We start from the raw sequence: 25,385 nt of genomic DNA, 5'->3' as shown, positions 1-25,385 counted from the left end.
TGTTCACTCCTGAAAGAGGGTTAAGTTGTTAAATAATCTGACGAACATTCGCGACGGTAGTGGTACCCATCGTGCCGAGGTCTAAAACGGCACCGCTTGTGTCGTTAGTCACCCCATTAACCAGCGCATAGTTCAGCGGCTGCGTAACCAGTTGCCCGGATGCGTTGCTGGCGCTCAGTGAAACGCTGTATTTACCGTCTGCCGCGGTGGTGCCATCGGCGGTGCTGCCATCCCATGAGAAGGTATGCACGCCGGCGCTCAGGCCGCCCAGATTGATGGTTTGCACCACCTTGCCGGATGAATCAGTAATGGTTGCGGTGGTCGCAGTAGACGCCTGCTCCAGGCTCACGCCAAACGGCGTGGTCTGCCCGCTGCCGACCAGCACCTGAGTACCATCGACCATCACACCGTGACCAATCAGCGTGGTCGCCTGCAAAGACTGTCCGCTGTTGATCTGGCCGGAAATCGATCCCAGCGTGGTGTTCAGTTTTTCAATGCCGCTCAGGGTATTGATCTGCGCCAGCTGGGTGGTCAGCTGACTGTTATCCATCGGATTGGTGGGATCCTGGTTCTGTAACTGGGTGACCAACAGCGTCAGGAAGTTACTTTGCAGGTCCGCTGCCGACGTGTCGGTAGTCGACGCGGCGGTAGTGATGGAGGAATTATCAAGTTTCTCATTGACGCCAACTGCAATGCCCATCAGCCTGCTCCTTATTGACCCATCGTCAGGGTTTTCATCATCATTTGTTTGACGGTATTCAACACTTCCACGTTGGCCTGATAGCTGCGTGACGCGGACATGGTGTTGACCGTTTCCCCGACTACATCGACGTTAGGCATTTTCACGTAGCCCTTGGCATCCGCCATGGGGTTGCCCGGTTCGTACACCAGCTTGGCTGGCGTCGGATCGTCAACAACCTGAGCAACGCGTACCCCACCGGTCGGTGAGCCTGGAACCGCATCCGTCTGGAAAACGACCTGCTTGGCGACATAAGGCTGACCATCCGGCCCGGTCACACTGTCGGCGTTGGCCAGGTTACTGGCGCTGACGTTCAGACGTTGTGACTGGGCGTTCATGGCGGACCCGGCGATATCAAAAATATTCAGTAAAGCCATAAATTATTGCCCCTGTAGCACGGCCATCATGCTTTTGATCTGACCGCTGATCACGGTCAGGTCGGTTTGGTATTTCAGGCTGTTGTCCGCGAACTGAGTACGCTCGCGATCCATATCAACCGTGTTGCCATCCATCGCAGGCTGGTCCGGAACCCGGTACATCAGATCGATAGAGGCGGGCTGCAGCGTTTCCGCGGGAATATGGCGTGCTGACGTCACCGCCAGCGACAGTCCCGATCCTTCCGCACGCCCCTGCTCCATCACCTTATTCATCTGACTGGCGAAATCGATATCGCGAGCCTGATAGCCTGGCGTATCAGCATTGGCGATGTTGGATGCCAGGATCTCCTGCCGCTGGGCACGCAGGTTTAAAGCTTCGGTGTTAAACCGTAGTGCCGCGTCCAGTTTGTCGAGCATGCTTCCTCCGCAAAATGAAAATTCAGAGCTGACAGAATAAACAAGGCACGCAATAGTCATCGTCTGAATAGCGCTAAATTATGTTGCTATTTTGCGCCTTGACCTGAACGGGCCAGGAGTAGAATCAGTGCCAGTTTGATTTATGGGAGAAGCGAGAATGCGGGGAATGACAGCCTTGTGGGTGAGTTTGCTGGGACTGGTGACCCTGTCGGCCAGTGCGGGCGACTTAACGGCTCAGCTCAATCAATTTTTTAAATCCCGCTATGGGGAAACCGGCCAGAATGCCGATACTCTCTCCGTGGTGGTTAAAACGCCGCAGTCGCAGTGGCCGGACTGTGCCGAGCCGCAATTCTCCCTGCCGGGCAACAGCCGGATGTGGGGCAATATGAGCGTGGCCGCCAACTGCGATCAGAACCGTCGTTATATTCAGGTTCAGGTGCAGGTGACCGGCGACTATCTGGTCGCGGCCCGCCAGGTGATCCGCGGTGGTACCCTGACCGCCGACGATGTGAAAATTCAGCGCGGCAGATTAGATACCCTGCCCGCCAGGACGGTGATGTCGGCAGAGGAAGTGACCGACGCCGTGGCGCTACGGGATATCATTCCTGGCCAGCCGCTGACGCAGATGATGGTCCGGCAGCCATGGCGGGTTAAAGCCGGTCAGAACGTGACGGTGACGGCCAACGGCGGCGGTTTTAGTATCAGCAGTGAGGGGCGCGCAATGAACAACGCCACCACCGCGCAGCTGGTTCGGGTGAGGATGAGTTCAGGTCAGATAGTCAGTGGAAAAGTCGGGGCGGATGGGATTATTCTTATAACGCTATAAAGCACTAAAGAAGGGTTCAGTTCTGCCGATAGTGTTAATAACAGACATAGTACACTTAGCTATCAGGTCGATACACCGCCTGATTATACAGGAGTCAAATAATGAGCATTGACAGAACTCAACCTCTGAAACCGGCAGCAACCGTGCAACCTCGCGATACCAGCGAAACAGCGGCACCCAAAGCGCGTCCGGCAGAAAGCAGCAAAACCACTGAAGCCGGCACTCAGGTTGTTCTGAGCGGCGCACAGTCTCAGCTGACCAAGGCCAGTTCACAAGACATCAACACCGCCCGTGTTGAAGAGTTAAAAACAGCTATTCGCAATGGCGAATTGAAGATGGATACCGGCAAAATTGCCGATGCCCTGATTCAGCAGGCAAAAGATTCTTTAGAAGGTAACTAAGTAAATGCAGAAGCTGCTGACCGCGCTTGATAAAATGCTGGAAGTGTTGAAAAGTCTGGCCGACGTAATGACAGCCGAGCAACAACAGCTCTCGGGCGGTCAGATCAACAGCAGCTTATTGCAACGCATTACCGAAGACAAAAACTCCCTGCTGGCGACGCTTAATTTTATTGAGCAAATGCGCCGTGATGCGGAAAAAGAGGCTGGGCTGCATGCCCCTTACAGCCTCAATCCTGATATGGGCCGCCGTTGGGCAGACATTCAGGAGCAGACCGTGAAGCTGCGCGATACCAATCTGCATAATGGATTGCTGCTGAATCACCAGATTGTCTTTACCGAGCAGGCGCTGGAAGTGTTAAAGCCGCACCAGACTCAGAAGTTTTACGGCCCGGATGGCCAGGCGACCACCAGCAGTTTTATCAGCCGTAAAGTGTAGGCTGGGTTTTCAAAAGTCAGGAAAACCCAGCCAGTCAACGGCCTGCATCAGCGATCTGACATTTGCACTTTATGGCCGGGTATTTTTATAGAGCACTATTGCCAGGCCTTCCTTAAGGCCAGGAATACCCGGCTTGATTGCGTTTGACGAATGTTTATTCCTCGTACCCATGTAGCCGCCAGAAAGCAGTTCCCCCCTTCCCGCTCCTAAACGCCAGCCCGTAACACTTTCACCACAATCCAATCAGTTAGGCCAGATGAAACGAACTGCGCCAGCAAAGGAACTTGCTCTTTGTAATGTGGGCGTATAAAATTTTATACATAAACACGGTGTAAAGGGACGCTCAAGGATGGGTGAAAAAGCAATTGACTGGCGAGGTTCATCGTACAACGACCTCTTAGCGTTTCCCGATGATGCCAAAAGGATCGCCGGTTTTGAACTGGGAAGAGTACAACATGGTGAAGACCCTCGTGATTTCAAAAGAATAAACGACTGGGGTGCCGGTGTTATTGAAATACGGCTTGAGGATAATGTAAATCAGTATCGCGTTGTTTATGTTGCAAAATTTGCAGAGGCAGTCTACGTGCTACACAGTTTTAAAAAAAAAACGCAGAAGACGAGTCCATCTGACGTAGCAATAATTAAAGCACGCTATAGGGCCGTAGTTGCTGAGCGGAGAGAATTATGACTGATAAAATTGATACCACGTCACGCCACATCACTAAAGCTGGCGGTAATATTTTTGCGGAACTGGGTTTTGAACCTTCTGAAGCAGAAATGCTACTGGCCAAATCCAAAGACGATATTGCTCAAACCAAGGCCATGAAAAGGCAATTAATGAGCGTGATCTCAGATTGGATGGAAGATAAGGGGCATAAACAGAGTGAAGCAGCAAAATTGCTCCATATATCACGGCCTCGTGTATCAGATGTGGTTAATCAGAAGACAGAAAAATTTACGTTGGACTCTTTAGTGACGATGGTTGCCAATACAGGCAAACACGTCAAGATGACTATCGAGTAAAAAAATAAACCCCGCCTGAGCGGGGTTTTGCGTTTTATCAGATCTGAGTTTGACGGGCAAAGTCCTTAACGCGGAAGCCGAGTATTGCCAGCACCGCAAAGAACACCGCGCCGCCAACGGCACAGACGCCGGCCAGACGTAACAGCCGCGACAGCATATTACCGGTCGCCCAGTCTGGCATCACATGCAACATGCCCAGCAATGCCGCCGCCATTACCGCCACACCGATAAACAAACGCAGCAGGAAACCGCTCCAGCCAGGCTGAGGATGGAAGATCTTCTGCTTACGCAACTGCCAGTAAAGCAACGCCGCATTCAGGCAGGCACCCAGACCGATCGACAGCGACAGACCGGCATGTTTCAGCGGGCCAATAAACGCCAGGTTCATCAGCTGCGTCATAATTAAGGTGGCGATGGCAATCCTGACCGGCGTTTTGATGTTCTGACGCGAATAGAAGCCCGGTGCCAACACCTTCACCACAATAATGCCCATCAAACCGACCGAATACGCCACCAGCGCGCGCTGGGTCATGGAGGCATCGAACGCGCTGAATTTGCCGTACTGGAATAAGGCGACGGTTAACGGTTTCGCCAGGATGCCCAGCGCCACCGCACAGGGTAATGCCAGCACAAAACAGAGCCGCAATCCCCAGTCCATCAGGCGCGAATACTCATCGTGATTGCCGCTGGAGAAACTTTTTGCCAGCGAAGGCAGCAGAATGGTGCCCAGCGCCACGCCCAGCACGCCGGACGGGAACTCCATCAGACGGTCTGCGTAGTACATCCAGGAGACGGAACCCGACACCAGGAAAGAGGCAAAAATGGTGTTGATAATCAGCGAGATCTGGCTGACTGACACCCCGAGGATCGCCGGGCCCATTTGGCGCATCACTCGCCAGACGCCAGCATCTTTCAGGTTCAGACGCGGCAGCACCAGCATCCCAATCTTCTTCAGGTGCGGCAACTGATAGCCTAACTGCAGCACGCCGCCCGCAACGACCGCCCACGCCAACGCCATCACCGGCGGATGGAAATGCGGTGCGGCAAACAGGGCAAAACCGATCATGCTGACGTTGAGCAAGGTGGGTGCGAACGCCGGAACGGAGAAGCGGTTCCAGGTATTCAGAATGGCCCCGGCCAGCGAGGCAAGAGAAATCAGGAAGATATAGGGGAAAGTCACGCGCAGCAGCGCGGAAGTTAAGGCAAATTTATCCGCCGTATCGGCAAAGCCTGGCGCGGTCACCAGAATCACCCAGGGAGCCGCCAGCATCCCGGCGATGGTGATAATCGCCAGCGCCAGCGTCAGTAACCCGGAAACGTAGGCCACGAAAACTTTGGTCGCTTCTTCGCCCTGCTTGCTTTTGTATTCGGCGAGGATCGGAACGAAGGCCTGGGAGAACGCGCCTTCGGCAAAAATACGCCGCAGCAGGTTAGGCAGTTTGAACGCCACAAAGAAGGCGTCCGTCGCCATTCCCGCCCCAAAAACTCTTGCCACAATGGCATCGCGGGCAAATCCCAGCACGCGCGAAAACAGGGTCATGGAGCTGACCGCTGCCAACGATTTCAACAGGTTCATGTTCTTCCGGTTTTTTGGCTTGAAATATCTCGGGCACAGTTTACTGATGTTGCGGCAAATCACCACACTGCTTTGTTACAGCGGATTATTCCCGGTCAATCTCTCGCCAGAGCTTTTCCACCACCCGCTGCGCCATCAGCGCCTGCTCTCCGGAGGTTTGCGGCATTGTCTGATTTTGTGCGCAAGCGATAAAGTGCTGCGCCGCGCCGGCAAAGCCTCGCTGCTCAAGGGTGGTTTGCCAGCCGGGTATCGGATCGATCACCAGCTTACCGGCCGTTTCCTGATGGAAATCGCGCATCTCATCGACCAGCAACAGGCTGCCATCGGTCACGGCACGCACCGATTCACGCTGGCTGCCGGCACGGCGATGCATGCTGGTGGTGATGTGAATGTCATCCTGGGAAAAATGGTGTTCGGCATACAGCATTTCGCCGGCATCGGTGGTCTGCAGGCTGCCGCTCTGCAGTTTCCCTCTGCCGCCGCTCAGCCACAATGCGGTGTCGACCACATGCAGGTAGTCGTCCAGCAGCGTGAAAAACAGATCGTGTGGCCCCACGCTGTCACTGCGGTGCTTATCCATGCGCAGCGACGCCAGGCTGCCAAGATGATCCTTCAGCTGCAGATAACGCGGCGCAAAGCGACGGTTAAAGGCCACCATCAGCTTGCGTCCCCGTCGGTGAGCCAGTTCGACCAACTGTTCCGCCTCGCTGAGTTTCGCTGCCAGCGGTTTATCGACGCAGACATCCACATCCGCCATCAGCAGTTCTTTAACAATGCTGAAGTGGCTGGCGGTTGAGGTATGCACAAAGACCGCATCGCTGGCCGCCGCCACCTCAGCCACGCTGCCCATCAGAGGAATGCGATAGCTGTCGCAAATCACCCGTGCTTTTTGCTGATTGGGTGAGAACGCGCCGGCAATCTCCCAGCCGGCGGTTTGCGTGACTACCGGCAACCACGCCTTTTGCGCGATGCCACCGAGACCAATAATGCCCACTTTCAATGCCGTCATCTCAGTCTTCCCCGGTTAGTCGTGCCAGAACCTGCTTAATCTCAGCCATTTCTCTTTCCAGCTCGGCGACACGTTCACGCAGGTCGTCATTTTCCTGTGGGACGTCGTTTGACGCTAAGGCGGCCTCATCGACTTCGCCACTGAACAGATGCATATAGCGGCTTTCACGCTTGCCGGGCTCACGCGCTAATCTGACCACAAACGGGCCGTCTTCACGCGAAGCCAGCGCCTGCAGCGCCTGTTCCACTTCTGCCATATCGGCAAACTCATGCAGGCGCGTGCTGCGGGTGCGCAACTCGCCAGGCGTTTGCGCGCCGCGCAGCAATAAGGTGGCGATCAGCGCCAGTTCACCCGCCGTAAATTTCAGCTGACCAAACTCGGAATTACAAAAACGGTGTTCGTATTTCACTACCCGCTGACCAGAACCGCTTTGCGGGGTGGCCAGATGCTTTTTCACCAGCATATCCAGCGTGTCCTGCACGCTAACTTCACTCAGCGACAGCACCGGCTCACGGTTGGATTTTTGATTACAGGCCGTCACTACGCCATTCAGTGACATCGGATATTGATCGGGCGTGGTGACCTGCTTTTCCAGCAGGCAGCCAATAATGCGGGCCTCTACGGCCGAAAGGTGAATTTTCATTAAGTTATCCGCGACGTTCAGGTGTCCATTCTTTGGCGGTCAGCGCAGTCAGCACGTGATCCTGCCAGCGTCCATCAATCAGTAAATACGCTTTGGCATAGCCTTCTTTTTCAAAACCCAGCCGGGCCAGCAAATCGCCGCTGCGTTGGTTATGCGGCATATAGTTGGCCATAATGCGGTGCATGCGCTGCTGGCGCTGCATATAGCGGATCGCAGACTGCAGGGCTTCAAACATCATCCCCTGCCCTTGCCATTTCTCGCCCAGCGAATAGCCCAGATAACAGGCATGAAATGAGCCGCGCACCACGTTGCTGAAATTTGCCACGCCACGCACTTCATTCTCTTCAGGATCCATCACCACAAAATAGAACGCATTGCCCTGTTTATGCATTTCGGCAATCAGGCCCAGACGCGCCTGCCAGCCAGACGGATAACAGTGGCTTTCATCGCGGATCGGTTCCCAGGGTTTAAGGAAAGCCCGGTTTTCAGCATAGTAATCCGCCAGACGCCAGGCATCGCGTTCATGAACAAGACGAACCACTAGCCTGTCTGTAGTCAGGCGGACTTTCGGGGCAGCGGAACGATAGCCAAACATCTTCTCTCCTGATCCGGCCGATAAAGGATTTAAGCGGGTCAACCCGCACAGCAGAACTGCTTAGCCTGGGCCAGATGGCCGACATTTTCTGCGCTTACAAACCACTATAACCGCCAGGGCAGTGACCGGTAAAATAATGCGCATAAAATTTCCGAAAATCTCTTTTGCACAAGTAATGTCCGGTCGCAGTTTGCCCTGTGCTGGGATCTCTTCCATACTTCCCTAATGCATTCAAATGATTGATGGCGGCCCGCCCGCCGTCACCGCTGTAAGGAGGCGTTCTTGAAACTTTATATCTACGATCACTGCCCGTTCTGTGTAAAAGCCCGCATGATTTTCGGCCTGAAAAATCTGCCAGTCGAACTGGTGGTGATGCTGAGCGACGATGAAGCCTTGCCGAAGAAGCTGATTGGGCAAAAGATGGCGCCTATCCTGATGAAAGAAGATGGCAGCTGCATGCCGGAAAGCCTGGATATCGTGCATTACATTGATAATAAGGATCGCGAGCCGCTGGTGACCGGTAAAACCAATCCGGCGATTTCTGACTGGCTGCGCCACATCAACAGCTATCTGAATAAGCTGTTGCTGCCACGCATTGCTGAGGCACCGTTTGCTGAATTCGCTACGCCGGAAGCCCGCCGCTATTTCAAAGAGAAGAAAGAAGCGAATCTGGGCAGTTTCGCCGAGCTCAAGCTGCATGCCGAAGGCTACATCAAGAACGTGAACGACGACTTACGTAAGCTGGATAAGCTGATTGTGAAAGCCAATGCGGTCAACGGTGAGCTGTCGATGGATGATATTCATCTGTTCCCGGTGCTGCGTTCGCTGTCGCTGATCGCAGGCGTGGAGTACCCAAGCCGCGTGGCGGACTACCGTGACAATATGGCCAAACAGACGCAGGTCACGCTGTTGTCCTCGATCGCGTCCTGATTTTCCAAGGGCCACATTCGTGGCCCTGCTGCATTTCCTCACACTTTTTTTCCTTTCCGTTTACCCTTTGTCCTGGTGACTCCATTGCCATTGTCGGGCACTCTATTGTCTCACGTCAGAAGGGTTGCTGACGATTTGTAGACAGAGGATAACCATGAACAAAGCATTTTTCGGGCTATGCGCCCTGCTGCTGGTGGGTTTACTGACCGGCTGTAATCAACTGACGCAGTACAGCATCAGTGAACAGGAAGTGAACCAGGCGCTGGCAAAACACAATAACTACGAGAAGCAGATTGGCGTGGCCGGTCTGGTCGATGCCCACATTGTGCTGACCGATCTCAGCAGCCAGATTGGCCGCGCAGAGCCGAATAAGGTGACTCTTTCAGGCAACGCGAAGGTCAACATCAGTTCGCTGTTCGGCCCACAGCAGGCGAACATGACCTTGACGATGAAAGCGCAGCCGTTCTTTGATAAAGAGCAAGGCGCCATCTTCCTGAAGGATATGGAACTGGTCGACGTTCAGGTCCAGCCTGAAAAGATGCAGGGCATTCTGAAAACCCTGACGCCTTACCTGAACCAGTCGCTGAAGGATTACTTTAATCAGAAACCGGCTTATGTGCTGAGCACCGATCGCAGCAAGGCTGAGTCGCTGGCCAAACGTTTTGCCAAAGGGCTGGAAGTGAAGCCAGGCGAGCTGATTATCCCTTTCGTTAGCCAGTAATCATGCCGTTTCAGCACGCGCTGTGCCCTTTGTCGGCTCAGCGCAGGTTGAAACGCTAATTTCCTCCCGCTGCACACAAAGCAGGTGCATTCCCCTGCCTTTATCCCTATGCTTAGTACCCGGCTAAATCGCCAACCCGATTTCACTTCTGCCGGAGCAGCAAAATGACCGCACAACCTCAGCAACTTATCATTCGCCGTCCTGACGACTGGCATATTCATCTGCGTGACGATGAGATGCTGAAAACCGTGCTGCCCTTTACCAGCGAGGTCAATGGCCGGGCGATTGTGATGCCGAACCTGGTGCCACCGGTCACCAGCGTTGCTGCCGCCATTGCTTACCGCAATCGTATTCTGGATGCCATCCCTGACGGGCATCACTTCACCCCACTGATGACCTGCTATCTGACCGATTCACTGGATGCGGATGAAGTGGAAAAAGGCTTCACCGAAGGCGTGTTTACCGCCGCCAAGCTGTATCCGGCACATGCGACCACGAACTCCAGCCACGGCGTGACCAATATCGCCAGCATCGCCACCGTGCTGGAGCGTATGCAAAAGATCGGTATGCCGTTGTTGATCCACGGTGAAGTGACCGCCGCAGAGATCGATATCTTCGATCGTGAAGCGCGCTTTATTGAAACGGTGATGGAGCCGCTGCGTAAGCAGTACCCGGAGCTGAAAGTGGTGTTTGAGCATATCACCACCAAAGAAGCGGCTGCCTATGTCGAGGAAGGCAATCGTTTCCTCGCCGCGACCATTACCCCACAGCATCTGATGTTTAACCGTAACCATATGCTGGTTGGCGGCGTTCGCCCGCATCTGTATTGCCTGCCGATCCTCAAAAGGAATGTGCATCAGGAAGCGTTACGTAAGGTGGTGGCAACCGGAAACGATCGCTTCTTCCTGGGAACCGACACCGCGCCACACCTGCGGCATCTGAAAGAAGCCAGCTGTGGCTGTGCCGGTGTGTTCAACGCCCCGTCTTCTCTGCCGGCTTATGCCACGGTGTTTGAAGAGATGAATGCGCTGCAACATTTCGAAGCCTTCTGCTCTGAAAACGGCCCACGTTTCTATGGCCTGCCGCTGAACGAAGGCACCATTACGCTGGTTCGCAAGCCGTGGAAAGTCGCTGACAGTATTGCCCTTGGCGAGCACACGCTGGTGCCTTTCCTTGCCGGTGAAACCCTGAACTGGACCGTCGAGCTGTAATCCAATCGAACGCCCTGCATTAAATGATTGCCTCCCGTGAGATTACTGTATATATTTACAGTATCTTATTCGGAGGCTTTTATGCGTATTGAAGTCACTGTAGCAAAAACCACTTCTCTTCCTGCTGGCGCAATTGATGCGCTCTCTTCTGAGTTGGTTAAACGTATCGACAAACAGTTCCCTGAATCCAGCAACAGCGTTTCGGTTCGCTATGCGGGAGGAAATAATCTGACGGTGATGGGCGGTGGCAAAGAGGCCAAAGATCGCATCACTGAAATTCTGCAGGAAACCTGGGAAAGTGCCGACGACTGGTTTATTACCGACTAGCGCTTTTCTCTCCTTTTTTGCCGTTGTTTGCCGGGTTTCGCCATCCGGCTTTTTTATCTTTTTTGCGCATTATTTGTTCATTGCACCCGCTTATATAAAATCTTTAATCAAACTCTCTTCTCCTTTCGCCATAAATTTTCCGCCTGCGAGAATTAAAATCCCTGTTATAATTACTTTGCTCTATGAAAAAAAGCCGCATTGAACCTCGATAAATCACTTCGTTGTCATCATTAACACGAGTAATAAGGGGGTTATAATGGACAGAAACAAAGACGTAATCCAGACACATCCCCTCATTGGGTGGGATATCAGTACTGTAGATTCTTACGATGCCATGATGATCCGTCTTCATTCACTAACGTCAAACGAGCAGCAGAATGAAGACGCGGAAGTAGGTCAGACTTACTGGTTAACCACTGATGTTGCCAGGCAATTTATCTCCATTCTCGAAGCTGGCATAGCGAAGATTGAAGCAACAGACTACGTAGATCGCGATTATAAAAAGCATTAAATCCTGTTGGTTTACTCTCTAAGGCACCCTAAGGGTGCCTTTTTCATTCCTGCTACATTTTGCTATCCTGCACGGATTGCCTGATCAACAAAGGAACCGGTGCAGATGGTTTACGATTTAATTGTGGTGGGAAGTGGATCGGTAGGTGCCGCCGCCGGCTGGTATGCAACGCAGGCCGGCCTGAAAGTGCTGATGATTGACCGCGCGCATCCGCCGCACAGCGAGGGTAGCCACCACGGTGAGTCCCGCCTGATCCGCCATGCTTATGGTGAGGGTGCCCGCTATGTCCCAATGGTTTTACGCGCGCAACAGCTGTGGGATGAGCTGGAAACCGCCTGTGGTGAACGCATTATGCACCGCAGCGGTATCATCAATCTGGCCCCGGAAACCTCTGAATTTATTCGTAACGTCAGCCAGAGCGCGCAAGCCTTCTCCCTGAACGTTGAAACCCTGAGCGGTGAGCAGGTGATGGCTCGCTGGCCGCAGATAACGGTTCCCGATGGCTATACCGGCATTTTTGAGCCGCAGTCCGGTTACCTGAAATCTGAAGTGGCGGTCCGCCAGCTGATCCGCCTGGCGCGCGAAGCGGGTTGTGCCCAGCTGTTCAACTGCGGCGTCGACGCGCTGGAAGAGCGTGATGGATTGCAGCATGTGCATACGGCAGATGGCACCTACAGTGGCCGTAAGCTGCTGCTGAGCGCCGGCACCTGGGTAAAAAGCTTGCTACCCGAGTTGCCGATCGCGCCAGTAAGAAAGGTGTTCGCCTGGCATCAGGCCGATGGCCGCTACAGTGAAAATAATAAATTCCCGGCATTTACCTGCGAAATGCCGGACGGCAGCCATTTTTACGGTTTCCCGGCGGATAATAACGCACTTAAAATTGGCCGTCATGACGGCGGGCAGCTGATTAGCGCACCTGAAGAACGTAAACCCTTTGGATCGGTAAAAGAAGATGGCAGCGAACTGTTTTCTTTCATTCGCCATTTCCTGCCGGGTGTTGGCGTTTGTCTGCGCGGCGAAGCCTGTACCTATGATAATACGGTGGATGAAGACTTTATTATCGACACGCTTCCCGGCTCGCCCGATCGGCTTATTATTAGCGGGTTAAGCGGCCACGGATTTAAATTTGCCAGCGTATTAGGTGAGATTGCCGCTGGGTTTGCGCAAGGGAAAAATACCGAATTTGATTTATCGCCCTTCTCGCTTTCGCGCTTTAAATAATGTTTTCAGGCAATAAAAAAACCGGGCCAGGCCCGGTTTTTTATTGTCTGGCTTATCGCTTAACGCGTCGCGTCAGCCTCTTTCTTCTGCTGACGAAGACGTAGCTTCTTCACCAGCGAGTGTGCCTCGGCTTCGGTGGCCACCGCAGGCGCAGATCCTGACAGCGGTTTACGGGCGGTTTCACGCAGCGTAAACACCGTCAGCACCCCAATCACACCAGCACCCATCAGATAGTAGGCCGGCATCATCAGATTATGCGTTTTCTCCACCAGCCAGGTGGTGATCAGCGGTGTGGTGCCGCCAAACAGTGAAACGGACAGGTTGAAGCCGATGGCCAGCGCGCTGTAGCGGATATCGGTAGCGAACAGCGCCGGTAAGGTCGCCGGCATCGAGCCGCTGAAACAGGTATGGATCACCCCAAGGATAATCAGACCGAGGAACACCAGGTAAAGATTGCCGGTGCCAATCATCATCATGCAGGGGATCGCCATCACAATCAGCCCGATTGCGCCAGCCCAGATCACCGGACGACGGCCCAGACGGTCATTCCAGTGTCCCCAGAACAGCGTCAGCGGCATCATCACAAACATCACCACCAGGATCAGCAACAGGCTGCTGATTTCGCTCAGGCCGAGGATACCGGTCAGGTAGCTTGGCATATAGGAGGTCAGCATGTAGTTCGACACGTTGAACAGCAGCACCAGGCCGATACATTTCAGCATCTGCTTACGATACTTGCTCAGCATCTGCCACAGGGTCAGACGGGGTTTGCTCTGCTCAAGGGCTTCCTGCTTCTCCATATGCTTCTGGAACGCCGGCGTTTCTTCCAGCTTCAGGCGGATATACAGACCAAACAGGCCCAACGGCGCGGCGATAAAGAACGGGATACGCCAGCCCCAGTCCAGCAAGGTCTGTTGCGGCATAGCAACGGTCAGGATAGTGACCAGTCCGGCGCCCAGCAGATAGCCGCCCAGGGTACCAAATTCGAGAAAACTGCCCATAAACCCGCGACGGTTATCGGTGGAGTATTCGGCAATAAAGGTCGCCGCACCGCCGTATTCGCCTCCGGTTGAGAAGCCCTGCAGCAGACGAGCGGCCAGCAGCAGGATGGGCGCGAGAATGCCTATCGAGGCATAGGACGGAATGATGCCGATGCAAAAGGTACCGATAGACATCATGATCATGGTGATCGCCAGTACTTTCTGACGGCCGATTTTGTCACCCAGCGGGCCAAACACCAGTCCACCAATCGGACGAACCAGGAAGGCTGCCGCAAAGGCACCAAAGGTTGCCAGCAGCTGCGCCGAAGCGTCACCGCCCGGGAAGAAGACTTTCCCCAGGGTGACTGCCAGGTAGCTGTAGACACCGAAATCGAACCATTCCATGGCATTACCCAAGGCTGCGGCGCCCACCGCGCGTTTAAGCATGTCGCCATCAACAATGGTGATGTCGTCTACGGTCAGCTCTTTCGGCTTCTTATGCCGTGAGAAAAGCTTCTTAAGCTTGTTATTTGAATCTGATGCAGTGCTCATACGGTCTCCGGAGTGACTGAATGTAGAGAGCAGCGTCATAGCTTTCGTTGCCGGGATGGAAGTAATGAAGGGAAAGAAAGCTATAAAGCAGCGGGATAAGACGATGATTTACACATAAACAACATCTCTTTACGGTAACTGACTCTATACGACAGACCGGATTTTTTCAAGTTTGTGACCGTTATCGCTGAATTTATCCTCAAAAACCATACAGACCTCCAGAGAAATGCCGATTCTCAGACATCTGCGTCAGAGTCGATAGACAAATTGCTGGCATCCGCTATTCATTTACATTACGCCTTAAGCAGACACATCAATAAATATTACCTATTTTAGGGCGTAATATTGACGAAAAGTGACAAACTACTGACGAATACTTAATTTACCATCAAATAAACAGACATTAACAACTTCACTTCACCCCACAATCAACCCCACATAAATAAGCCACATAACGCTAAACCAACCTTCTGAAAACCAAATTTAATGATAATAACCCGATTTAACATTCAATATTTTTGAATGATAATCACTATTTGTTTACTACGGGTAATTAGTTGTTGATTTTATGTTTCGGATTATCCAGTCTTGGCAAAAATTGATTGCAGGATGTAAGCATGCGCTGGAAAAACACCCCCACCCGCTTTGGCACCGTCAGCGTAATGCTGCACTGGCTGGTGGCCATTGCCCTCTACGGCATGTTTGCGCTCGGCCTGTGGATGGTCACCCTCGGCTATTACGACAGCTGGTATCACCCTGCCCCGGAATTGCACAAAAGCATTGGCATCACCCTGTTTGCCGTCATGGTGTTGCGGGTCATCTGGCGATTCATCTCCCCGCCGCCAAAGCCGTTAAGCAGTTACTCCGCACTGACCCGTGTGAGCGCCGTTGCGGTTCATCTGCTGCTGTACGGCATCCTGTTCGCCATTTTTATCAGCGGCTATTTGATTTCAACCGCCGATGGCAAACCGATTGAGGTCTTTGGCGTGCTCTCCGTACCGGCCACGCTGGAAGGCTTTGGCGAGCAGGCCGACCTGGCCGGCGATATTCACCTGTGGCTGGCCTGGAGCGTGGTGATCCTCTCCGTTCTGCATGGCCTGGCCGCCCTGAAACACCATTTTGTCGATCGCGACAGTACATTGAAGCGGATGCTGGGTAGCCGCGTTGATTAACCTCTGAAAGGAACAGAACTATGTTGAAGAAAAGCCTGTTAGCACTGACCACTGCCGCTCTGCTGGCGAGTGCGGCAACCGCCTCAGCCGCTGACTATAAAATTGATAAACAGGGGCAACATGCCTTTGTGCAGTTCCGCATTCAGCACCTTGGCTATAGCTGGCTGTACGGCACGTTCAGAGACTTTGACGGCAGCTTCACGTTTGATGAAGCCGATCCGTCGAAAGATAAGGTCAATGTGACCATCAATACCAACAGTGTCGACACTAACCATGCGGAACGCGATAAGCATCTGCGCAGCGCGGAATTCCTTAACGTGGCGAAATTCGCTCAGGCGACCTTTGTCTCAACGGGTGTGAAAAAGGATGGCGACGAACTGGATATTACCGGCAACCTGACGCTGAACGGGGTGACTAAACCGGTGACGCTGGAAGCGAAAAAGCTGGGTGAAGGCAAGGATCCGTGGGGAGGTTATCGTGCGGGCTTTGAAGCCGAAACCAAAATTGCGTTGAAAGATTTCAACATTAAAACCGATCTGGGGCCAGCCTCACAGGATGTGCAGCTGATGATCTCGGTAGAAGGGATCCGTCAGTAACTGACGGATAACCACCCGGCCGGATGTCTGACACCCGGCCGGATTCTATTACTCTGCTGAGGGGATTTTCAGCGTCATCGTGAGCTTGCCACGTGACTTATTGAACACCTTATTGCCATTTTCACGGCCAGCACGGCGGGCGCGCTGCTCTTCAGGCGTTAATGCCAACTCTTCCATGCAGATTGGGCTACAGCATTCTTTATACTGCTCGGCACAGCTGGCGCACTGGATAAACAGCAAATGGCAGCCATCGTTTTTGCAATTGACGTGAGTGTCACAGGCGGCACCGCACTGGTGACAGTTAGCAATCACATCGTCAGAAATGCGTTCACCCATCCGCTCATCAAAGACAAAGTTCTTGCCCTTAAAGCGTACCGGCAAGCCCTGCTCACGCGCACGGCGGGCATATTCAATAATGCCGCCTTCAACGTGGTAGACGTTTTCAAAGCCGTTATGACGCATCCACGCGCTGGCTTTCTCACAACGGATGCCACCGGTGCAATACATGACGATTTTTTTCTCTTTATCGTCTTTCAGCATCTCAACCGCCATCGGCAGCTGATCGCGGAAGGTATCGGCCGGGATTTCCATCGCGTTGTCAAAATGCCCCACTTCGTATTCGTAGTGGTTACGCATATCAACAAACACCGCATCCGGATCGTCGAGCATCGCGTTGACTTCGTTGGCCTTCAGATAGCCGCCAATATCGCTGGCATCGAAGGTGTCATCGGTAATGCCGTCGGCGACAATGCGCTCGCGCACTTTCAGGCGTAATACCCAAAACGATTTTCCGTCGTCATCCAGCGCGATATTCATGCGCAGATTATCCAGCGCCGGATGGAAAGCATACAGCATCGCTTTCATCGTTTCGTACTGGCTGGCAGGCACGCTGATCTGGGCGTTAATCCCTTCACTGGCAACGTAAACGCGCCCAAAAACTTTCAGCTTAGTCAGCGCAACATACAGCGCATCGCGGAAGGCTTTAGCATCGTCGAGGGTAAAATATTTATAGAAAGAGACTGTGGTACGCGGTTCGCTTTCGGCCAACATCCGCGCGCGCAGCTCTTCATTGGAAACAAGGTTATGTAACACTGGCATGGTGTACGTTCCTGCGTTCAAGAGAGAAATTTTGCGGGCGCTATCATACCTGAATAGCAGAAAAATCAAACCGGAATCCGGTAAAAGCGGTGAAAAGGTCCGATGCCGATGTCTTGACGGCTTCTGGTAAAAGCATGGCTTGCTCAACGCCATGATATAATTTGCCTATAGTTAGCCTTTGTCACTGACACTGTTAACCCACCGGAGAACCTGCATGAGCCAGCTTTTCAGTCCGATATCCCTCGGTAAGCTAACCCTCGAGAACCGCATCGCCATCGCACCGATGTGCCAGTATTCTGCCGACCACGGCAACGCAACCGCCTGGCACCGCATCCACCTTGGCCATCTGGCGCTTTCTGGTGCGGGCCTGTTGATTATTGAAGCCGCCGCGATTGAAGCCGCGGGCCGCATCACGCCGCAGGACTTAGGATTGTGGAATGATGAAACTGAACAGGCGTTGGGTTCGGTGTTAAAAGACGTACGTCAGCACTCCTCCATGCCGATTGGTATCCAGCTTGCCCACGCCGGACGTAAAGCCTCTACCGATGTGCCATGGCGTGGCGGCGGTTTCCTGCAGCCTGAAGCAGGCGGCTGGCAAACCTCTGCGCCATCTGGCGTACCGTTTAATCAGACCGACGCCACGCCCGTGGCGTTGACCAAAGCGCGCATCGAAGAGATCAAACAGTCCTTTGTTGACAGTGCCATTCGCGCCGATCGGCTGGGCCTGGATTTGATTGAAGTCCACGCGGCACATGGCTATCTGTTGCATCAGTTCCTGTCACCACTGTCGAACCAGCGTGATGATGTCTACGGTGGCTCGCTGGAAAACAGAATGCGCCTGACGCTGGAAATTTTCCGCGAAGTCCGCCGTGCCTTCCCGGCGAACAAACCGGTTGGCGTACGCATTTCCGCTACCGACTGGGTGGAAGGCGGTTGGGATGTGGAACAATCCATTGCGTTAAGTCAGGCGCTGGAGGCCGAAGGCTGCGCGTACATCCACGTGTCAAGCGGCGGCCTGTCACCGGCGCAGCAAATTAAAGTCGGGCCGAATTATCAGGTGCCTTTTGCCGCGGCGATCAAAAAAGCCGTCACGATCCCGGTTATTGCGGTGGGTATGATCACCGAGCCGGAACAGGCCGAAGCGGTGCTGGTTGAACAGCAGGCCGATATGGTCGCGCTGGCGCGCGGTATGCTCTACGATCCTCGCTGGCCATGGCACGCGGCGGCGAAACTCGGTGCGAAGGTGCATGCACCAGAGCAATACTGGCGCTGCGAGCCTCATGAGGTCAAAGGGCTGTTTAAGCAGTAAGCCTTATCGGGGTCGCTACAGCCTGTTTATGCTGCTGGCGACCCAAATCAACGTTACCACAGCGGGTTATTTCAATCTGTCCTTAAGAAATGGCACAATAGGCCATAATTAAAAGTTCTTGGGCAGCATAATACTGCCCTTTTTATGCGATCTGGACTCTCATGACTCAACTGCCTCAATTTACGCGCGCGTTGTTGCATCCTCGTTATTGGCATACCTGGTTGGGTATTGGCTTCCTTTACCTGCTGGTCCTGCTGCCTTACCCGGTCCTCTATTATATTGGCTGCGGCCTGGGACGCCTTTCAATGCGTTTCCTGCGTAAGCGCGTGAATATCGCTCACCGTAATCTGGAGCTGTGCTTTCCAACCATGCCGGAAGCAGAACGTGAAGCGATGGTGGTACGTAATTTTGAATCCGTTGGTATGGGACTGATTGAAACCGGCATGGCCTGGTTCTGGCCGAACTGGCGCATTAATAAGTGGTTCCACGTTAGCGGACTTGAACACATCGATAAGGCACACGAAGACGGCAAAGGCATTTTGCTGATTGGTATGCACTTCTTGACGCTGGAGCTGGGCGCCCGTATTTTCGGCATCCATAATCCCGGCATCGGCGTGTATCGTCCCAATGACAATGCGCTGCTGGACTGGTTACAGACCTGGGGCCGCATGCGTTCCAATAAAAGTATGCTGGATCGTAAAGACCTGAAAGGCATGATCCGCGCGCTAAAAAGCGGCGACATCATCTGGTACGCGCCGGATCACGATTACGGCCCGAAGAGCAGCGTGTTTGTGCCGTTCTTTGGCGTCGATAAGGCCGCTTCAACCAAAGGCAGCTATGTGCTTATCCGCAGCGGTCATCCAGCGGTAATTCCGTTTGTGCCACGCCGTTTGCCGCATGGCAAAGGCTATGAAATGGTGATCCTGCCGGAAGAGAAAGACATGCCGCTGGATGATGAAGCCGCCACGGCGGCCAGGATGAATCAGGTGATTGAACGCGGCGTGCTGATGGCACCGGAGCAATATATGTGGCTGCATCGCCGCTTTAAAACCCGTCCCGCCGGTGAATCCTCCCTTTATTAAATCTGGTGGGTCGCAGGGTTTTCCTCGCCTGCTACCCAACTGAAACCCTTTTTCAACGCTGTTTCTTTTCCTTATGCACCCCCTGTTAATGCAGATTTTTTGCGCGCATAATTAGCCTGCTAATAATAAAATCTACCCTACAGGTCTTACACTGAACTATGGCTACTGCTGACGTTCCGCTCTCCTCGATCAACTGGCAAAAAAATCTGTTTGTCGCCTGGTGCGGCTGCTTTCTTACCGGTATCGCCTTCAGCCTGGTGATGCCGTTCCTTCCGCTGTATGTCGAATTGCTGGGCGTTACCGATCCTCATTCACTGAATATGTGGTCGGGACTGGTGTTCAGCATCACCTTTCTGTTTTCAGCCATTGCCTCCCCTTTCTGGGGTGGTCTGGCTGACCGTAAGGGCCGTAAGATCATGCTGTTGCGCTCGGCGTTGGGCATGTCTGTCGTGATGGTGTTGATGGGCCTGGCGACGTCAATCTGGCAGTTCCTGGCGCTGCGTGCGGTGCTGGGCTTGTTGGGAGGATTTGTGCCCAATGCCAATGCGCTGATAGCGACGCAGGTTCCCCGCAACAAAAGCGGCTGGGCGCTCGGCTGGCTCTCCACCGGTGCCGTCAGCGGCGCGTTGATTGGCCCGCTGATCGGCGGATTACTGGCGGACAGTTTTGGTTTGCGTCCGGTGTTCTTTATCACCGCTTCGGTTCTCTTCGTCTGCTTTATCATGACGCTGTTTGCCGTGCGCGAAGAGTTTGTGCCGGTGCAAAAAAAGGACATGCTGCACGCCCATCAGGTGTTTACCACCCTGAAAAACCCGAGACTGGTGCTGACGCTGTTTGTTACCACGATGATTATTCAGGTGGCGACTGGCTCAATAGCGCCAATTCTGACGCTGTACGTGCGGGATCTGGCCGGAGATATTCAGAACCTGGCGTTCGTCAGCGGGCTGATCGCCTCAGTGCCCGGCGTTGCTGCGCTGATCAGCGCGCCACGGCTGGGGAAGTTGGGTGACCGGATTGGCCCGGAACGGATTCTGGTGGCGATGCTGCTGGTGTCGGTGCTGTTGTTAATCCCGATGTCGATGGTGCAGAATCCGCTGCAGTTGGGTATTTTGCGGTTCCTGCTCGGCGCCGCAGATGGTGCGCTCCTTCCTGCGGTGCAGACGCTGCTGATTTATAACGCCAGCAATCAGGTGGCGGGACGAATATTCAGTTATAACCAGTCTTTCAGAGACATCGGCAATGTCACCGGTCCGCTAATGGGCGCTGCCGTGTCGGCTCACTGGGGATTCCGCGCCGTGTTCGTGGTGACCGCCTGCGTGGTGCTGTTTAACGCCATTTACTCGTGGATCACCCTGCGCCGCCGCGTGGATCGCAGTTCAATGCTGGATGAGTGAATTTGCTGGCAGGATCGCGCCGAGTTTGTGCTCAATCCTGCCCAGTCCTTTCATTAACCTGCTGAAAGGCCTGCACAAAATTCCTTTCATCTTTTTTTATCCTCAGATGTTTCCCCTCAGCAATCTTCGACTATCCTTTCTAAAACCTGAATCAGTTGTTATGGAGAAAAGATCCTACATAGCTACGGCAAGCAGCTTTTTGAGCCTGATGTTCTTCTCCTCGAACAACTTCAGGGGCTAACCTAAGGCACCTCGATACCGCCTTACTTCTTACGCCGGGTGTAGACGTAGTGTTGGAAATGGCATGTTTGCTGCAGATTTCATAGAAGGTAACCCCGTTTGGGGCAGCATGGTGAATACTGATTATATCTTGTCGGAAAATCACATTTCCATGGACATGTCCTCATGTGACTTATGGCGCCATTACTAACATCGGGATTTATTAATCAATGGGGAGCGGGTCAAGGGCGATTAATTTTTTACAAGATATATAATCTATGTCACCAATTCAACCTTGGCTCTATTAAGTAAAACCTCCCTCTTCACTTAAAAAAAGATGCACAATCAACTAATGGATGTACCTATTAAGCAGCCATATGTTAGAATAATCATTATCAATTCATAGAAAATTATAGATGGAGTCAATTTTGAACGATATGGATTTTGTTAATGATCTTAAGGCCAATGGCTTTACTGACAAGGATATAAGTCGATTAAGAACAATAGTTGAGAGTGTTCCTACTAAGGATCAAACGTTTTCCTCTATAGTACTTGACTTAAGTAAACGTTTCTGGGGTGGTGTTATTGGGATGTTACTGATGGCAGTTATTGCCATTTTTGGCAGTATCTATGACTCAGCGGAAAACTTTATCATCTACCTGATAGTTATTCTTTTTGGAGTCACCGTTGTTTATATTGTCACTCCAATGAAATTAGCATGGAAAGCACATCGCTACATGGCTAAGAAAAAGTAACATTATTTGGGATCAGTGTTCATATCTTTAATGTTAATGCCGATCTCTATACCTTTCTTTGCCGCACCAGCTCCTTTTAATGCGAGAGCAGGTTTGCTCATTGTCTGAACCTTTCTGTAATAATCTGATGGCAGATAGTTAAATAGCCTCCATGCTTCCGGTTTTAAACTTAACTTCAAAACCCCATAATACGATGTAGTAAAATCTACCGCCTGATAAGCTAAAAATCCCAATCTTTTGTCGAAGCCCATAAATTCAGCAGCATCTTCATATGCATTTCGCATGAAATTTGTTGGATTGGCACGTCCAAGGAGTTTTTCAGCACTTTCTATAGTTGAGCCAGCACCACTCAGAACCAAACTCGAACCAGCTACAACTCCAATTACATTCCCAGTAGCCATTGAACCAGCAATCAAGGTAGCACCTGCAACCATCTGCAACCCACCCACAACAACACCTATGCCATCGATTATATAACCGATAATTTTTTCATGTTCATGATAGAACTGAACAGATGCAGACACTACAGCATGGCCTGAACGAAGCATCCTGTCTTGTATGGTTAGATATTCATGCTCTTGCTTGAGATTCTGTATGCAAGCCTGGCACTCATTATCGGTACTGGCAGCGCGGATAACATCAAGCTGCAGGCTAATGAACGACTGAATTTCATCCTTAAAATTTATCCTAAGCATCGCATCCTGAATATGAAGCAAAGATACTGTATTAGCAATGCTATTGAGTTGATTTGCTTGAAGGTTTGCCATTGTCAGATAGTATTCTGAAAAACTCTTTGAGTACTGCCGTATTACCCTTGAGGATGTACTGATCATTGATGCAATGTTCAATGGTGCAAGCCAGCGTGATCTTGTTGGTATGACATACCAGTTCCAGGCTGCAAAAGTTAAAACCCAGTACTGGGAGCAGTCGACTACTGGCGGTAAGGGTGCAGAAACCCAATCAAGCTGGAACATAAAAGAAAACCGCGAATAAGCTTGATATGACGCATTCTAATAGGTTCAAAATAACTTTCAGAGCCCATCTGAACCTAAGTAGCACCAACCAATAGAATGCGTCTAATTAAAAAATGGGTTGCTATTGTCATTCCATAAAATCCTAAAGCAACAATATTTAATCCTTGCGAATTTTTTGAGCTCCATAAGAAATCCTCTAGACCACGACATCCATAAGTTACTCTTGTTTTTATTATAAATCAACTGTAGGAATGCCATGAAGTAATTCAACTCATAATATAAACGTATGGTGATTTTTCATGGAGGAATTCAATAGTCACTCCGACTGTTTATTATTTTTAAATGTACCCTGTTTTGATCTTCAGTTCTTCAATTGTCATTAGCTTGTTACCTAAATGTACCATGGCATGACAATTTGGGCAGAGTGGAATAAGGTCAACGATAGGATCGATACTATATCCCTCACCCAGAGTATGAATGGGTTTGATGTGGTGTACATGAATAAATCCCTTACCATGCTCACCATAGACTTTTCCAAAATCGAACCCACATCCCTTACATGCAGTACCATAATGCCGGATACATTCCTGTCTTGCTCGGGGATCCCTTTCATAAGAATTAACTGTAACTCGTGTCTTTGCCCCTTCGATGAAGTTATCGGGCATTGGGATTTCATCAGGGAAAGGATTAGCGGCAAAGTCTGCATACCAAACGTCACCTTCTTTGCTTAGAAATCGTTTAACCAGTTTACGTTCGAAGTTTTCAATGACTCCTACCTCAGAATTATCAGGGTGTTCAGCAAATTTCATTTTGAATGTGTAAAGCTCGTAGCCCTCAGTCACCAGTTGGAGATGTTCTATGGCCTGAGCATAACCAGGCTGTTTCTTATCTTTACTGTTCTTCTTCCATCCTTCACGAAGAATAACAGCTCTCTCTCGCTCCTGCTCAACATCCCATGTACCAAAGATCACCATTCGCTTTTGATGATTCACAAAAGACCAACTCCATGTCCAGTTGCTACATGTCGCCCCCTCAGATTGGATGAATTGCTTTCTGTTCATGTCACCTCTATTTGTAATTATCTGTTTGTAAAAATAAATCGTTTGAAGAACCCGTTTTTTTAAGTCAGCTTCATTTAGCATCTTCAATTAACGTGAATTTACTGAAACAACATTTTCCAACTAACCCACAGGCTAATAGTGTTGATACAACACTAAGTTTTAATAAAAATGATTTATTGAAGCGGCGGCCAAGTTTGTGAGTGTGCATGGCAATTAATAACAAAACCGATTTAAAGATCGTTAAGCAAGCCCTTTTTGCATGTAACCCACTGATACGCGTATACAAATATGCTTTCATTTTTTTTGCGGTCATAGGTTTACCGTGGCAGAAGATCTACTATCCTTTGCTAATCATCTTATCTTAGAAAGGACGAATTGGTATGTCATTATATGCAACGCTTGAAGAAGCCATTGATGCCGCACGTGAAGAGTTTCTGGCTGCAAACCCGGAAATGGAAGAAGAGGACGCCTCAGTGGGCCAGTTCAACCTGCAGAAATATGTGATGCAGGATGGCGATATCATGTGGCAGGCCGAGTTCTTCGCTAACGAAGGCGATGAAGGGGAATGCTTATCCCTTCGTGGCGGCGAGGCTGCCCAGGCGATTTTTGATGACGATTTCGATGAGATTGAAATCCGTCAGGAATGGCTGCCTGAAAATACGCTGCACGAGTGGGATGAAGGTGAGTTCCAGCTTGAGCCGCCTACGGACACCGAAGAAGGCAAAGCGGCAGCGGATGAGTGGGAAGATGACAACAGCGAGTCTGAACGCTACCAATAGTCCCTGCTGCGGCCCTGTGTGCCGATCTAAGCGCTGAAGTAAGCCCGGCTGAACTGCCGGGCTTTTTATTCGTAAGGACCGTGGTGCGCGTCGACAGGCAGCAACAGCGTATCCACCACCAGTGACAGCGGCAGGTCGATAATAGTCAGAAAGCGCCATGGCGTGTCGCGCACATCCCATTGCACGCCAGGATAATACTGGTTGCCGTGCCCCTGTCCCGGAAACGTCCGGCTGATAATACTGCCGCAGCCCGTCAACAGCACCACGATCGCTCCCGTCAGAATGCCGCGGTAAATAAGCTTAATCATAACCACCTTTAACTGAAGAAAAACGCGCCATTGTAGAGTAACTGCGCAAACGCTATCTGGCAAAAAACGCAAAATTTCCGTAAGCGTTGCGTAAAGCGCCACAGGCGTTGGGCATAAAAAAGGCCGGGAAACAATTCCCGGCC

General features: G+C 51.8%; 30 protein-coding genes and 1 pseudogene. 19 read left to right on the top strand and 12 right to left on the bottom strand.

Translation table 11 applies throughout. The annotated features are described in order from the left end of the window. Window positions 1-28 precede the first annotated feature (28 nt). Genes flgD through flgB form a run of 3 tightly spaced genes read right to left on the bottom strand, consistent with a single transcriptional unit; the run spans window position 29 to window position 1,533 of the window. A complete protein-coding gene (flgD, locus tag EBC_RS09990; RefSeq protein WP_013201662.1) occupies window positions 29-700 on the bottom strand; it encodes a flagellar hook assembly protein FlgD in 672 nt (223 codons plus the stop codon). A gap of 11 nt (window positions 701-711) precedes the next feature. Further along, window positions 712-1,116 carry a flagellar basal body rod protein FlgC gene (gene flgC, locus EBC_RS09985; protein WP_013201661.1) on the bottom strand — a complete coding sequence of 135 codons (405 nt, stop codon included), beginning with the start codon at window positions 1,114-1,116 and terminating at the stop codon, window positions 712-714. A gap of 3 nt (window positions 1,117-1,119) precedes the next feature. After that, window positions 1,120-1,533 (bottom strand): flagellar basal body rod protein FlgB, encoded by a 414-nt coding sequence (gene flgB / locus EBC_RS09980; protein ID WP_013201660.1) that lies wholly within the window; start codon window positions 1,531-1,533, stop codon window positions 1,120-1,122. 157 nt (window positions 1,534-1,690) lie between these two features. Here flgB and flgA point away from each other — a divergent pair, with 157 nt between their 5' ends. The 5 genes from flgA (at window position 1,691) to EBC_RS09955 (ending at window position 4,219) form a co-directional block, all read left to right on the top strand. Continuing rightward, window positions 1,691-2,359: a flagellar basal body P-ring formation chaperone FlgA gene (flgA, locus tag EBC_RS09975; protein WP_013201659.1), complete on the top strand. Its 669-nt coding sequence runs from the start codon at window positions 1,691-1,693 to the stop codon at window positions 2,357-2,359. A gap of 101 nt (window positions 2,360-2,460) precedes the next feature. Beyond that, window positions 2,461-2,760, top strand: coding sequence for a flagellar biosynthesis anti-sigma factor FlgM (flgM, locus tag EBC_RS09970; protein WP_013201658.1), 300 nt, complete (start codon window positions 2,461-2,463; stop codon window positions 2,758-2,760). Between the two features lie 4 nt (window positions 2,761-2,764). Then, window positions 2,765-3,196 (top strand): flagellar export chaperone FlgN, encoded by a 432-nt coding sequence (gene flgN, locus EBC_RS09965; protein ID WP_013201657.1) that lies wholly within the window; start codon window positions 2,765-2,767, stop codon window positions 3,194-3,196. Between the two features lie 349 nt (window positions 3,197-3,545). Next, window positions 3,546-3,884 (top strand): type II toxin-antitoxin system RelE/ParE family toxin, encoded by a 339-nt coding sequence (locus EBC_RS09960; protein WP_041691966.1) that lies wholly within the window; start codon window positions 3,546-3,548, stop codon window positions 3,882-3,884. Further along, entirely contained in the window at window positions 3,881-4,219 is a 339-nt protein-coding gene (locus EBC_RS09955; protein WP_013201656.1) for a helix-turn-helix domain-containing protein, read from the top strand. The genes EBC_RS09960 and EBC_RS09955 overlap by 4 nt, the downstream gene beginning before the upstream one ends. A gap of 37 nt (window positions 4,220-4,256) precedes the next feature. Here the strand turns inward: EBC_RS09955 and murJ are convergent, their stop codons facing one another. The 4 genes from murJ to rimJ all read right to left on the bottom strand — a co-directional run bounded on the left by murJ (window position 4,257) and on the right by rimJ (window position 8,042). Continuing rightward, a complete protein-coding gene (gene murJ, locus EBC_RS09950) occupies window positions 4,257-5,795 on the bottom strand; it encodes a murein biosynthesis integral membrane protein MurJ (RefSeq protein ID WP_013201655.1) in 1,539 nt (512 codons plus the stop codon). 85 nt (window positions 5,796-5,880) lie between these two features. After that, window positions 5,881-6,804, bottom strand: a complete 924-nt coding sequence (locus EBC_RS09945) for a Gfo/Idh/MocA family protein (protein WP_013201654.1) — start codon at window positions 6,802-6,804, stop codon at window positions 5,881-5,883. 1 nt (window position 6,805) lies between these two features. Beyond that, complete coding sequence (locus EBC_RS09940) at window positions 6,806-7,447, bottom strand: DUF480 domain-containing protein (RefSeq protein WP_013201653.1); 642 nt, start codon at window positions 7,445-7,447, stop codon at window positions 6,806-6,808. Between the two features lie 4 nt (window positions 7,448-7,451). After that, a complete protein-coding gene (rimJ, locus tag EBC_RS09935; protein ID WP_013201652.1) occupies window positions 7,452-8,042 on the bottom strand; it encodes a ribosomal protein S5-alanine N-acetyltransferase in 591 nt (196 codons plus the stop codon). Between the two features lie 282 nt (window positions 8,043-8,324). Here rimJ and grxB point away from each other — a divergent pair, with 282 nt between their 5' ends. From grxB to solA, 6 genes are all read left to right on the top strand, one after another. Further along, on the top strand, window positions 8,325-8,972 hold the full coding sequence (gene grxB, locus EBC_RS09930) for a glutaredoxin 2 (protein ID WP_013201651.1): 648 nt from the start codon (window positions 8,325-8,327) through the stop codon (window positions 8,970-8,972). Between the two features lie 154 nt (window positions 8,973-9,126). Continuing rightward, window positions 9,127-9,693, top strand: a complete 567-nt coding sequence (locus EBC_RS09925) for a lipoprotein (RefSeq protein WP_013201650.1) — start codon at window positions 9,127-9,129, stop codon at window positions 9,691-9,693. 164 nt (window positions 9,694-9,857) lie between these two features. Further along, entirely contained in the window at window positions 9,858-10,904 is a 1,047-nt protein-coding gene (pyrC, locus tag EBC_RS09920; RefSeq protein ID WP_013201649.1) for a dihydroorotase, read from the top strand. A gap of 81 nt (window positions 10,905-10,985) precedes the next feature. Beyond that, on the top strand, window positions 10,986-11,231 hold the full coding sequence (gene dinI / locus EBC_RS09915; protein ID WP_013201648.1) for a DNA damage-inducible protein I: 246 nt from the start codon (window positions 10,986-10,988) through the stop codon (window positions 11,229-11,231). A gap of 256 nt (window positions 11,232-11,487) precedes the next feature. Further along, window positions 11,488-11,742 carry a biofilm formation regulator BssS gene (gene bssS / locus EBC_RS09910; protein ID WP_013201647.1) on the top strand — a complete coding sequence of 85 codons (255 nt, stop codon included), beginning with the start codon at window positions 11,488-11,490 and terminating at the stop codon, window positions 11,740-11,742. A gap of 105 nt (window positions 11,743-11,847) precedes the next feature. Further along, entirely contained in the window at window positions 11,848-12,963 is a 1,116-nt protein-coding gene (gene solA, locus EBC_RS09905) for an N-methyl-L-tryptophan oxidase (protein ID WP_013201646.1), read from the top strand. 59 nt (window positions 12,964-13,022) lie between these two features. On the opposite strand, the gene proP is transcribed toward solA, so the two are convergent. Then, on the bottom strand, window positions 13,023-14,495 hold the full coding sequence (proP, locus tag EBC_RS09900) for a glycine betaine/L-proline transporter ProP (protein ID WP_013201645.1): 1,473 nt from the start codon (window positions 14,493-14,495) through the stop codon (window positions 13,023-13,025). 617 nt (window positions 14,496-15,112) lie between these two features. On the opposite strand from proP, the gene EBC_RS09895 reads away from it, so the two are divergent. Beyond that, the gene (locus tag EBC_RS09895; RefSeq protein WP_013201644.1) at window positions 15,113-15,667 is read left to right on the top strand and encodes a cytochrome b; all 555 of its coding nucleotides are present in this window, start codon (window positions 15,113-15,115) and stop codon (window positions 15,665-15,667) included. Between the two features lie 23 nt (window positions 15,668-15,690). Then, window positions 15,691-16,263, top strand: a complete 573-nt coding sequence (locus EBC_RS09890) for a YceI family protein (RefSeq protein ID WP_041692258.1) — start codon at window positions 15,691-15,693, stop codon at window positions 16,261-16,263. A gap of 48 nt (window positions 16,264-16,311) precedes the next feature. On the opposite strand, the gene trhO is transcribed toward EBC_RS09890, so the two are convergent. Further along, window positions 16,312-17,361 carry an oxygen-dependent tRNA uridine(34) hydroxylase TrhO gene (gene trhO, locus EBC_RS09885; protein WP_013201642.1) on the bottom strand — a complete coding sequence of 350 codons (1,050 nt, stop codon included), beginning with the start codon at window positions 17,359-17,361 and terminating at the stop codon, window positions 16,312-16,314. 214 nt (window positions 17,362-17,575) lie between these two features. Between trhO and EBC_RS09880 the strand changes: the two genes are divergently transcribed. The 4 genes from EBC_RS09880 to EBC_RS09860 all read left to right on the top strand — a co-directional run bounded on the left by EBC_RS09880 (window position 17,576) and on the right by EBC_RS09860 (window position 22,120). Beyond that, window positions 17,576-18,670 (top strand): NADH:flavin oxidoreductase/NADH oxidase, encoded by a 1,095-nt coding sequence (locus tag EBC_RS09880; protein WP_013201641.1) that lies wholly within the window; start codon window positions 17,576-17,578, stop codon window positions 18,668-18,670. 161 nt (window positions 18,671-18,831) lie between these two features. After that, entirely contained in the window at window positions 18,832-19,752 is a 921-nt protein-coding gene (locus EBC_RS09875) for a Kdo(2)-lipid IV(A) acyltransferase (RefSeq protein ID WP_013201640.1), read from the top strand. Between the two features lie 158 nt (window positions 19,753-19,910). After that, complete coding sequence (gene mdtG / locus EBC_RS09870; RefSeq protein ID WP_013201639.1) at window positions 19,911-21,146, top strand: multidrug efflux MFS transporter MdtG; 1,236 nt, start codon at window positions 19,911-19,913, stop codon at window positions 21,144-21,146. A gap of 647 nt (window positions 21,147-21,793) precedes the next feature. Continuing rightward, window positions 21,794-22,120 carry a hypothetical protein gene (locus tag EBC_RS09860; RefSeq protein WP_013201638.1) on the top strand — a complete coding sequence of 109 codons (327 nt, stop codon included), beginning with the start codon at window positions 21,794-21,796 and terminating at the stop codon, window positions 22,118-22,120. A 2-nt stretch (window positions 22,121-22,122) separates the two neighbouring features. Here EBC_RS09860 and EBC_RS09855 read toward each other — a convergent pair whose 3' ends face one another. Then, window positions 22,123-22,887 carry a DUF4225 domain-containing protein gene (locus EBC_RS09855; protein ID WP_049789594.1) on the bottom strand — a complete coding sequence of 255 codons (765 nt, stop codon included), beginning with the start codon at window positions 22,885-22,887 and terminating at the stop codon, window positions 22,123-22,125. Window positions 22,888-22,915: 28 nt separating this feature from the next. Here EBC_RS09855 and EBC_RS26115 point away from each other — a divergent pair. Further along, window positions 22,916-23,113, top strand: a pseudogene (locus tag EBC_RS26115) (type VI secretion system tube protein Hcp); the annotation flags it as partial. 319 nt (window positions 23,114-23,432) lie between these two features. Here the strand turns inward: EBC_RS26115 and EBC_RS09845 are convergent. Next, on the bottom strand, window positions 23,433-24,236 hold the full coding sequence (locus tag EBC_RS09845; protein ID WP_231853684.1) for an HNH endonuclease: 804 nt from the start codon (window positions 24,234-24,236) through the stop codon (window positions 23,433-23,435). Window positions 24,237-24,535: 299 nt separating this feature from the next. On the opposite strand from EBC_RS09845, the gene EBC_RS09840 reads away from it, so the two are divergent. After that, window positions 24,536-24,934 carry a MysB family protein gene (locus tag EBC_RS09840; RefSeq protein WP_013201635.1) on the top strand — a complete coding sequence of 133 codons (399 nt, stop codon included), beginning with the start codon at window positions 24,536-24,538 and terminating at the stop codon, window positions 24,932-24,934. 65 nt (window positions 24,935-24,999) lie between these two features. Here EBC_RS09840 and EBC_RS09835 read toward each other — a convergent pair whose 3' ends face one another. Continuing rightward, window positions 25,000-25,242, bottom strand: coding sequence for a YceK/YidQ family lipoprotein (locus EBC_RS09835; RefSeq protein WP_013201634.1), 243 nt, complete (start codon window positions 25,240-25,242; stop codon window positions 25,000-25,002). Window positions 25,243-25,385: the final 143 nt, after the last annotated feature.

This window comes from Erwinia billingiae Eb661 (genome assembly GCF_000196615.1).
GTDB lineage: Bacteria > Pseudomonadota > Gammaproteobacteria > Enterobacterales > Enterobacteriaceae > Erwinia > Erwinia billingiae.
Note: the sequence above shows the minus strand (reverse complement) of the source record. Positions and strands in the feature narration are given on the sequence as shown.

Excerpts from the sequence above, each read along its gene's own strand:
- EBC_RS09895 (WP_013201644.1), top strand. The coding sequence starts at position 15,113 with ATGCGCTGGAAAAACACCCCCACCCGCTTTGGCACCGTCAGCGTAATG.
- EBC_RS09925 (WP_013201650.1), top strand. The coding sequence starts at position 9,127 with ATGAACAAAGCATTTTTCGGGCTATGCGCCCTGCTGCTGGTGGGTTTA.
- EBC_RS09955 (WP_013201656.1), top strand. The coding sequence starts at position 3,881 with ATGACTGATAAAATTGATACCACGTCACGCCACATCACTAAAGCTGGC.
- solA (WP_013201646.1), top strand. The coding sequence starts at position 11,848 with ATGGTTTACGATTTAATTGTGGTGGGAAGTGGATCGGTAGGTGCCGCC.
- mdtG (WP_013201639.1), top strand. The coding sequence starts at position 19,911 with ATGGCTACTGCTGACGTTCCGCTCTCCTCGATCAACTGGCAAAAAAAT.
- flgN (WP_013201657.1), top strand. The coding sequence starts at position 2,765 with ATGCAGAAGCTGCTGACCGCGCTTGATAAAATGCTGGAAGTGTTGAAA.
- EBC_RS09880 (WP_013201641.1), top strand. The coding sequence starts at position 17,576 with ATGAGCCAGCTTTTCAGTCCGATATCCCTCGGTAAGCTAACCCTCGAG.
- EBC_RS09845 (WP_231853684.1), bottom strand. The coding sequence starts at position 24,236 with ATGCTAAATGAAGCTGACTTAAAAAAACGGGTTCTTCAAACGATTTAT.
- rimJ (WP_013201652.1), bottom strand. The coding sequence starts at position 8,042 with ATGTTTGGCTATCGTTCCGCTGCCCCGAAAGTCCGCCTGACTACAGAC.
- proP (WP_013201645.1), bottom strand. The coding sequence starts at position 14,495 with ATGAGCACTGCATCAGATTCAAATAACAAGCTTAAGAAGCTTTTCTCA.
- EBC_RS09875 (WP_013201640.1), top strand. The coding sequence starts at position 18,832 with ATGACTCAACTGCCTCAATTTACGCGCGCGTTGTTGCATCCTCGTTAT.
- pyrC (WP_013201649.1), top strand. The coding sequence starts at position 9,858 with ATGACCGCACAACCTCAGCAACTTATCATTCGCCGTCCTGACGACTGG.
- EBC_RS09960 (WP_041691966.1), top strand. The coding sequence starts at position 3,546 with ATGGGTGAAAAAGCAATTGACTGGCGAGGTTCATCGTACAACGACCTC.
- flgB (WP_013201660.1), bottom strand. The coding sequence starts at position 1,533 with ATGCTCGACAAACTGGACGCGGCACTACGGTTTAACACCGAAGCTTTA.
- flgD (WP_013201662.1), bottom strand. The coding sequence starts at position 700 with ATGGGCATTGCAGTTGGCGTCAATGAGAAACTTGATAATTCCTCCATC.
- flgA (WP_013201659.1), top strand. The coding sequence starts at position 1,691 with ATGCGGGGAATGACAGCCTTGTGGGTGAGTTTGCTGGGACTGGTGACC.
- EBC_RS09840 (WP_013201635.1), top strand. The coding sequence starts at position 24,536 with ATGTCATTATATGCAACGCTTGAAGAAGCCATTGATGCCGCACGTGAA.
- EBC_RS09945 (WP_013201654.1), bottom strand. The coding sequence starts at position 6,804 with ATGACGGCATTGAAAGTGGGCATTATTGGTCTCGGTGGCATCGCGCAA.
- EBC_RS09940 (WP_013201653.1), bottom strand. The coding sequence starts at position 7,447 with ATGAAAATTCACCTTTCGGCCGTAGAGGCCCGCATTATTGGCTGCCTG.
- bssS (WP_013201647.1), top strand. The coding sequence starts at position 11,488 with ATGGACAGAAACAAAGACGTAATCCAGACACATCCCCTCATTGGGTGG.
- flgC (WP_013201661.1), bottom strand. The coding sequence starts at position 1,116 with ATGGCTTTACTGAATATTTTTGATATCGCCGGGTCCGCCATGAACGCC.
- flgM (WP_013201658.1), top strand. The coding sequence starts at position 2,461 with ATGAGCATTGACAGAACTCAACCTCTGAAACCGGCAGCAACCGTGCAA.
- dinI (WP_013201648.1), top strand. The coding sequence starts at position 10,986 with ATGCGTATTGAAGTCACTGTAGCAAAAACCACTTCTCTTCCTGCTGGC.
- murJ (WP_013201655.1), bottom strand. The coding sequence starts at position 5,795 with ATGAACCTGTTGAAATCGTTGGCAGCGGTCAGCTCCATGACCCTGTTT.
- EBC_RS09835 (WP_013201634.1), bottom strand. The coding sequence starts at position 25,242 with ATGATTAAGCTTATTTACCGCGGCATTCTGACGGGAGCGATCGTGGTG.
- trhO (WP_013201642.1), bottom strand. The coding sequence starts at position 17,361 with ATGCCAGTGTTACATAACCTTGTTTCCAATGAAGAGCTGCGCGCGCGG.
- EBC_RS09855 (WP_049789594.1), bottom strand. The coding sequence starts at position 22,887 with ATGGCAAACCTTCAAGCAAATCAACTCAATAGCATTGCTAATACAGTA.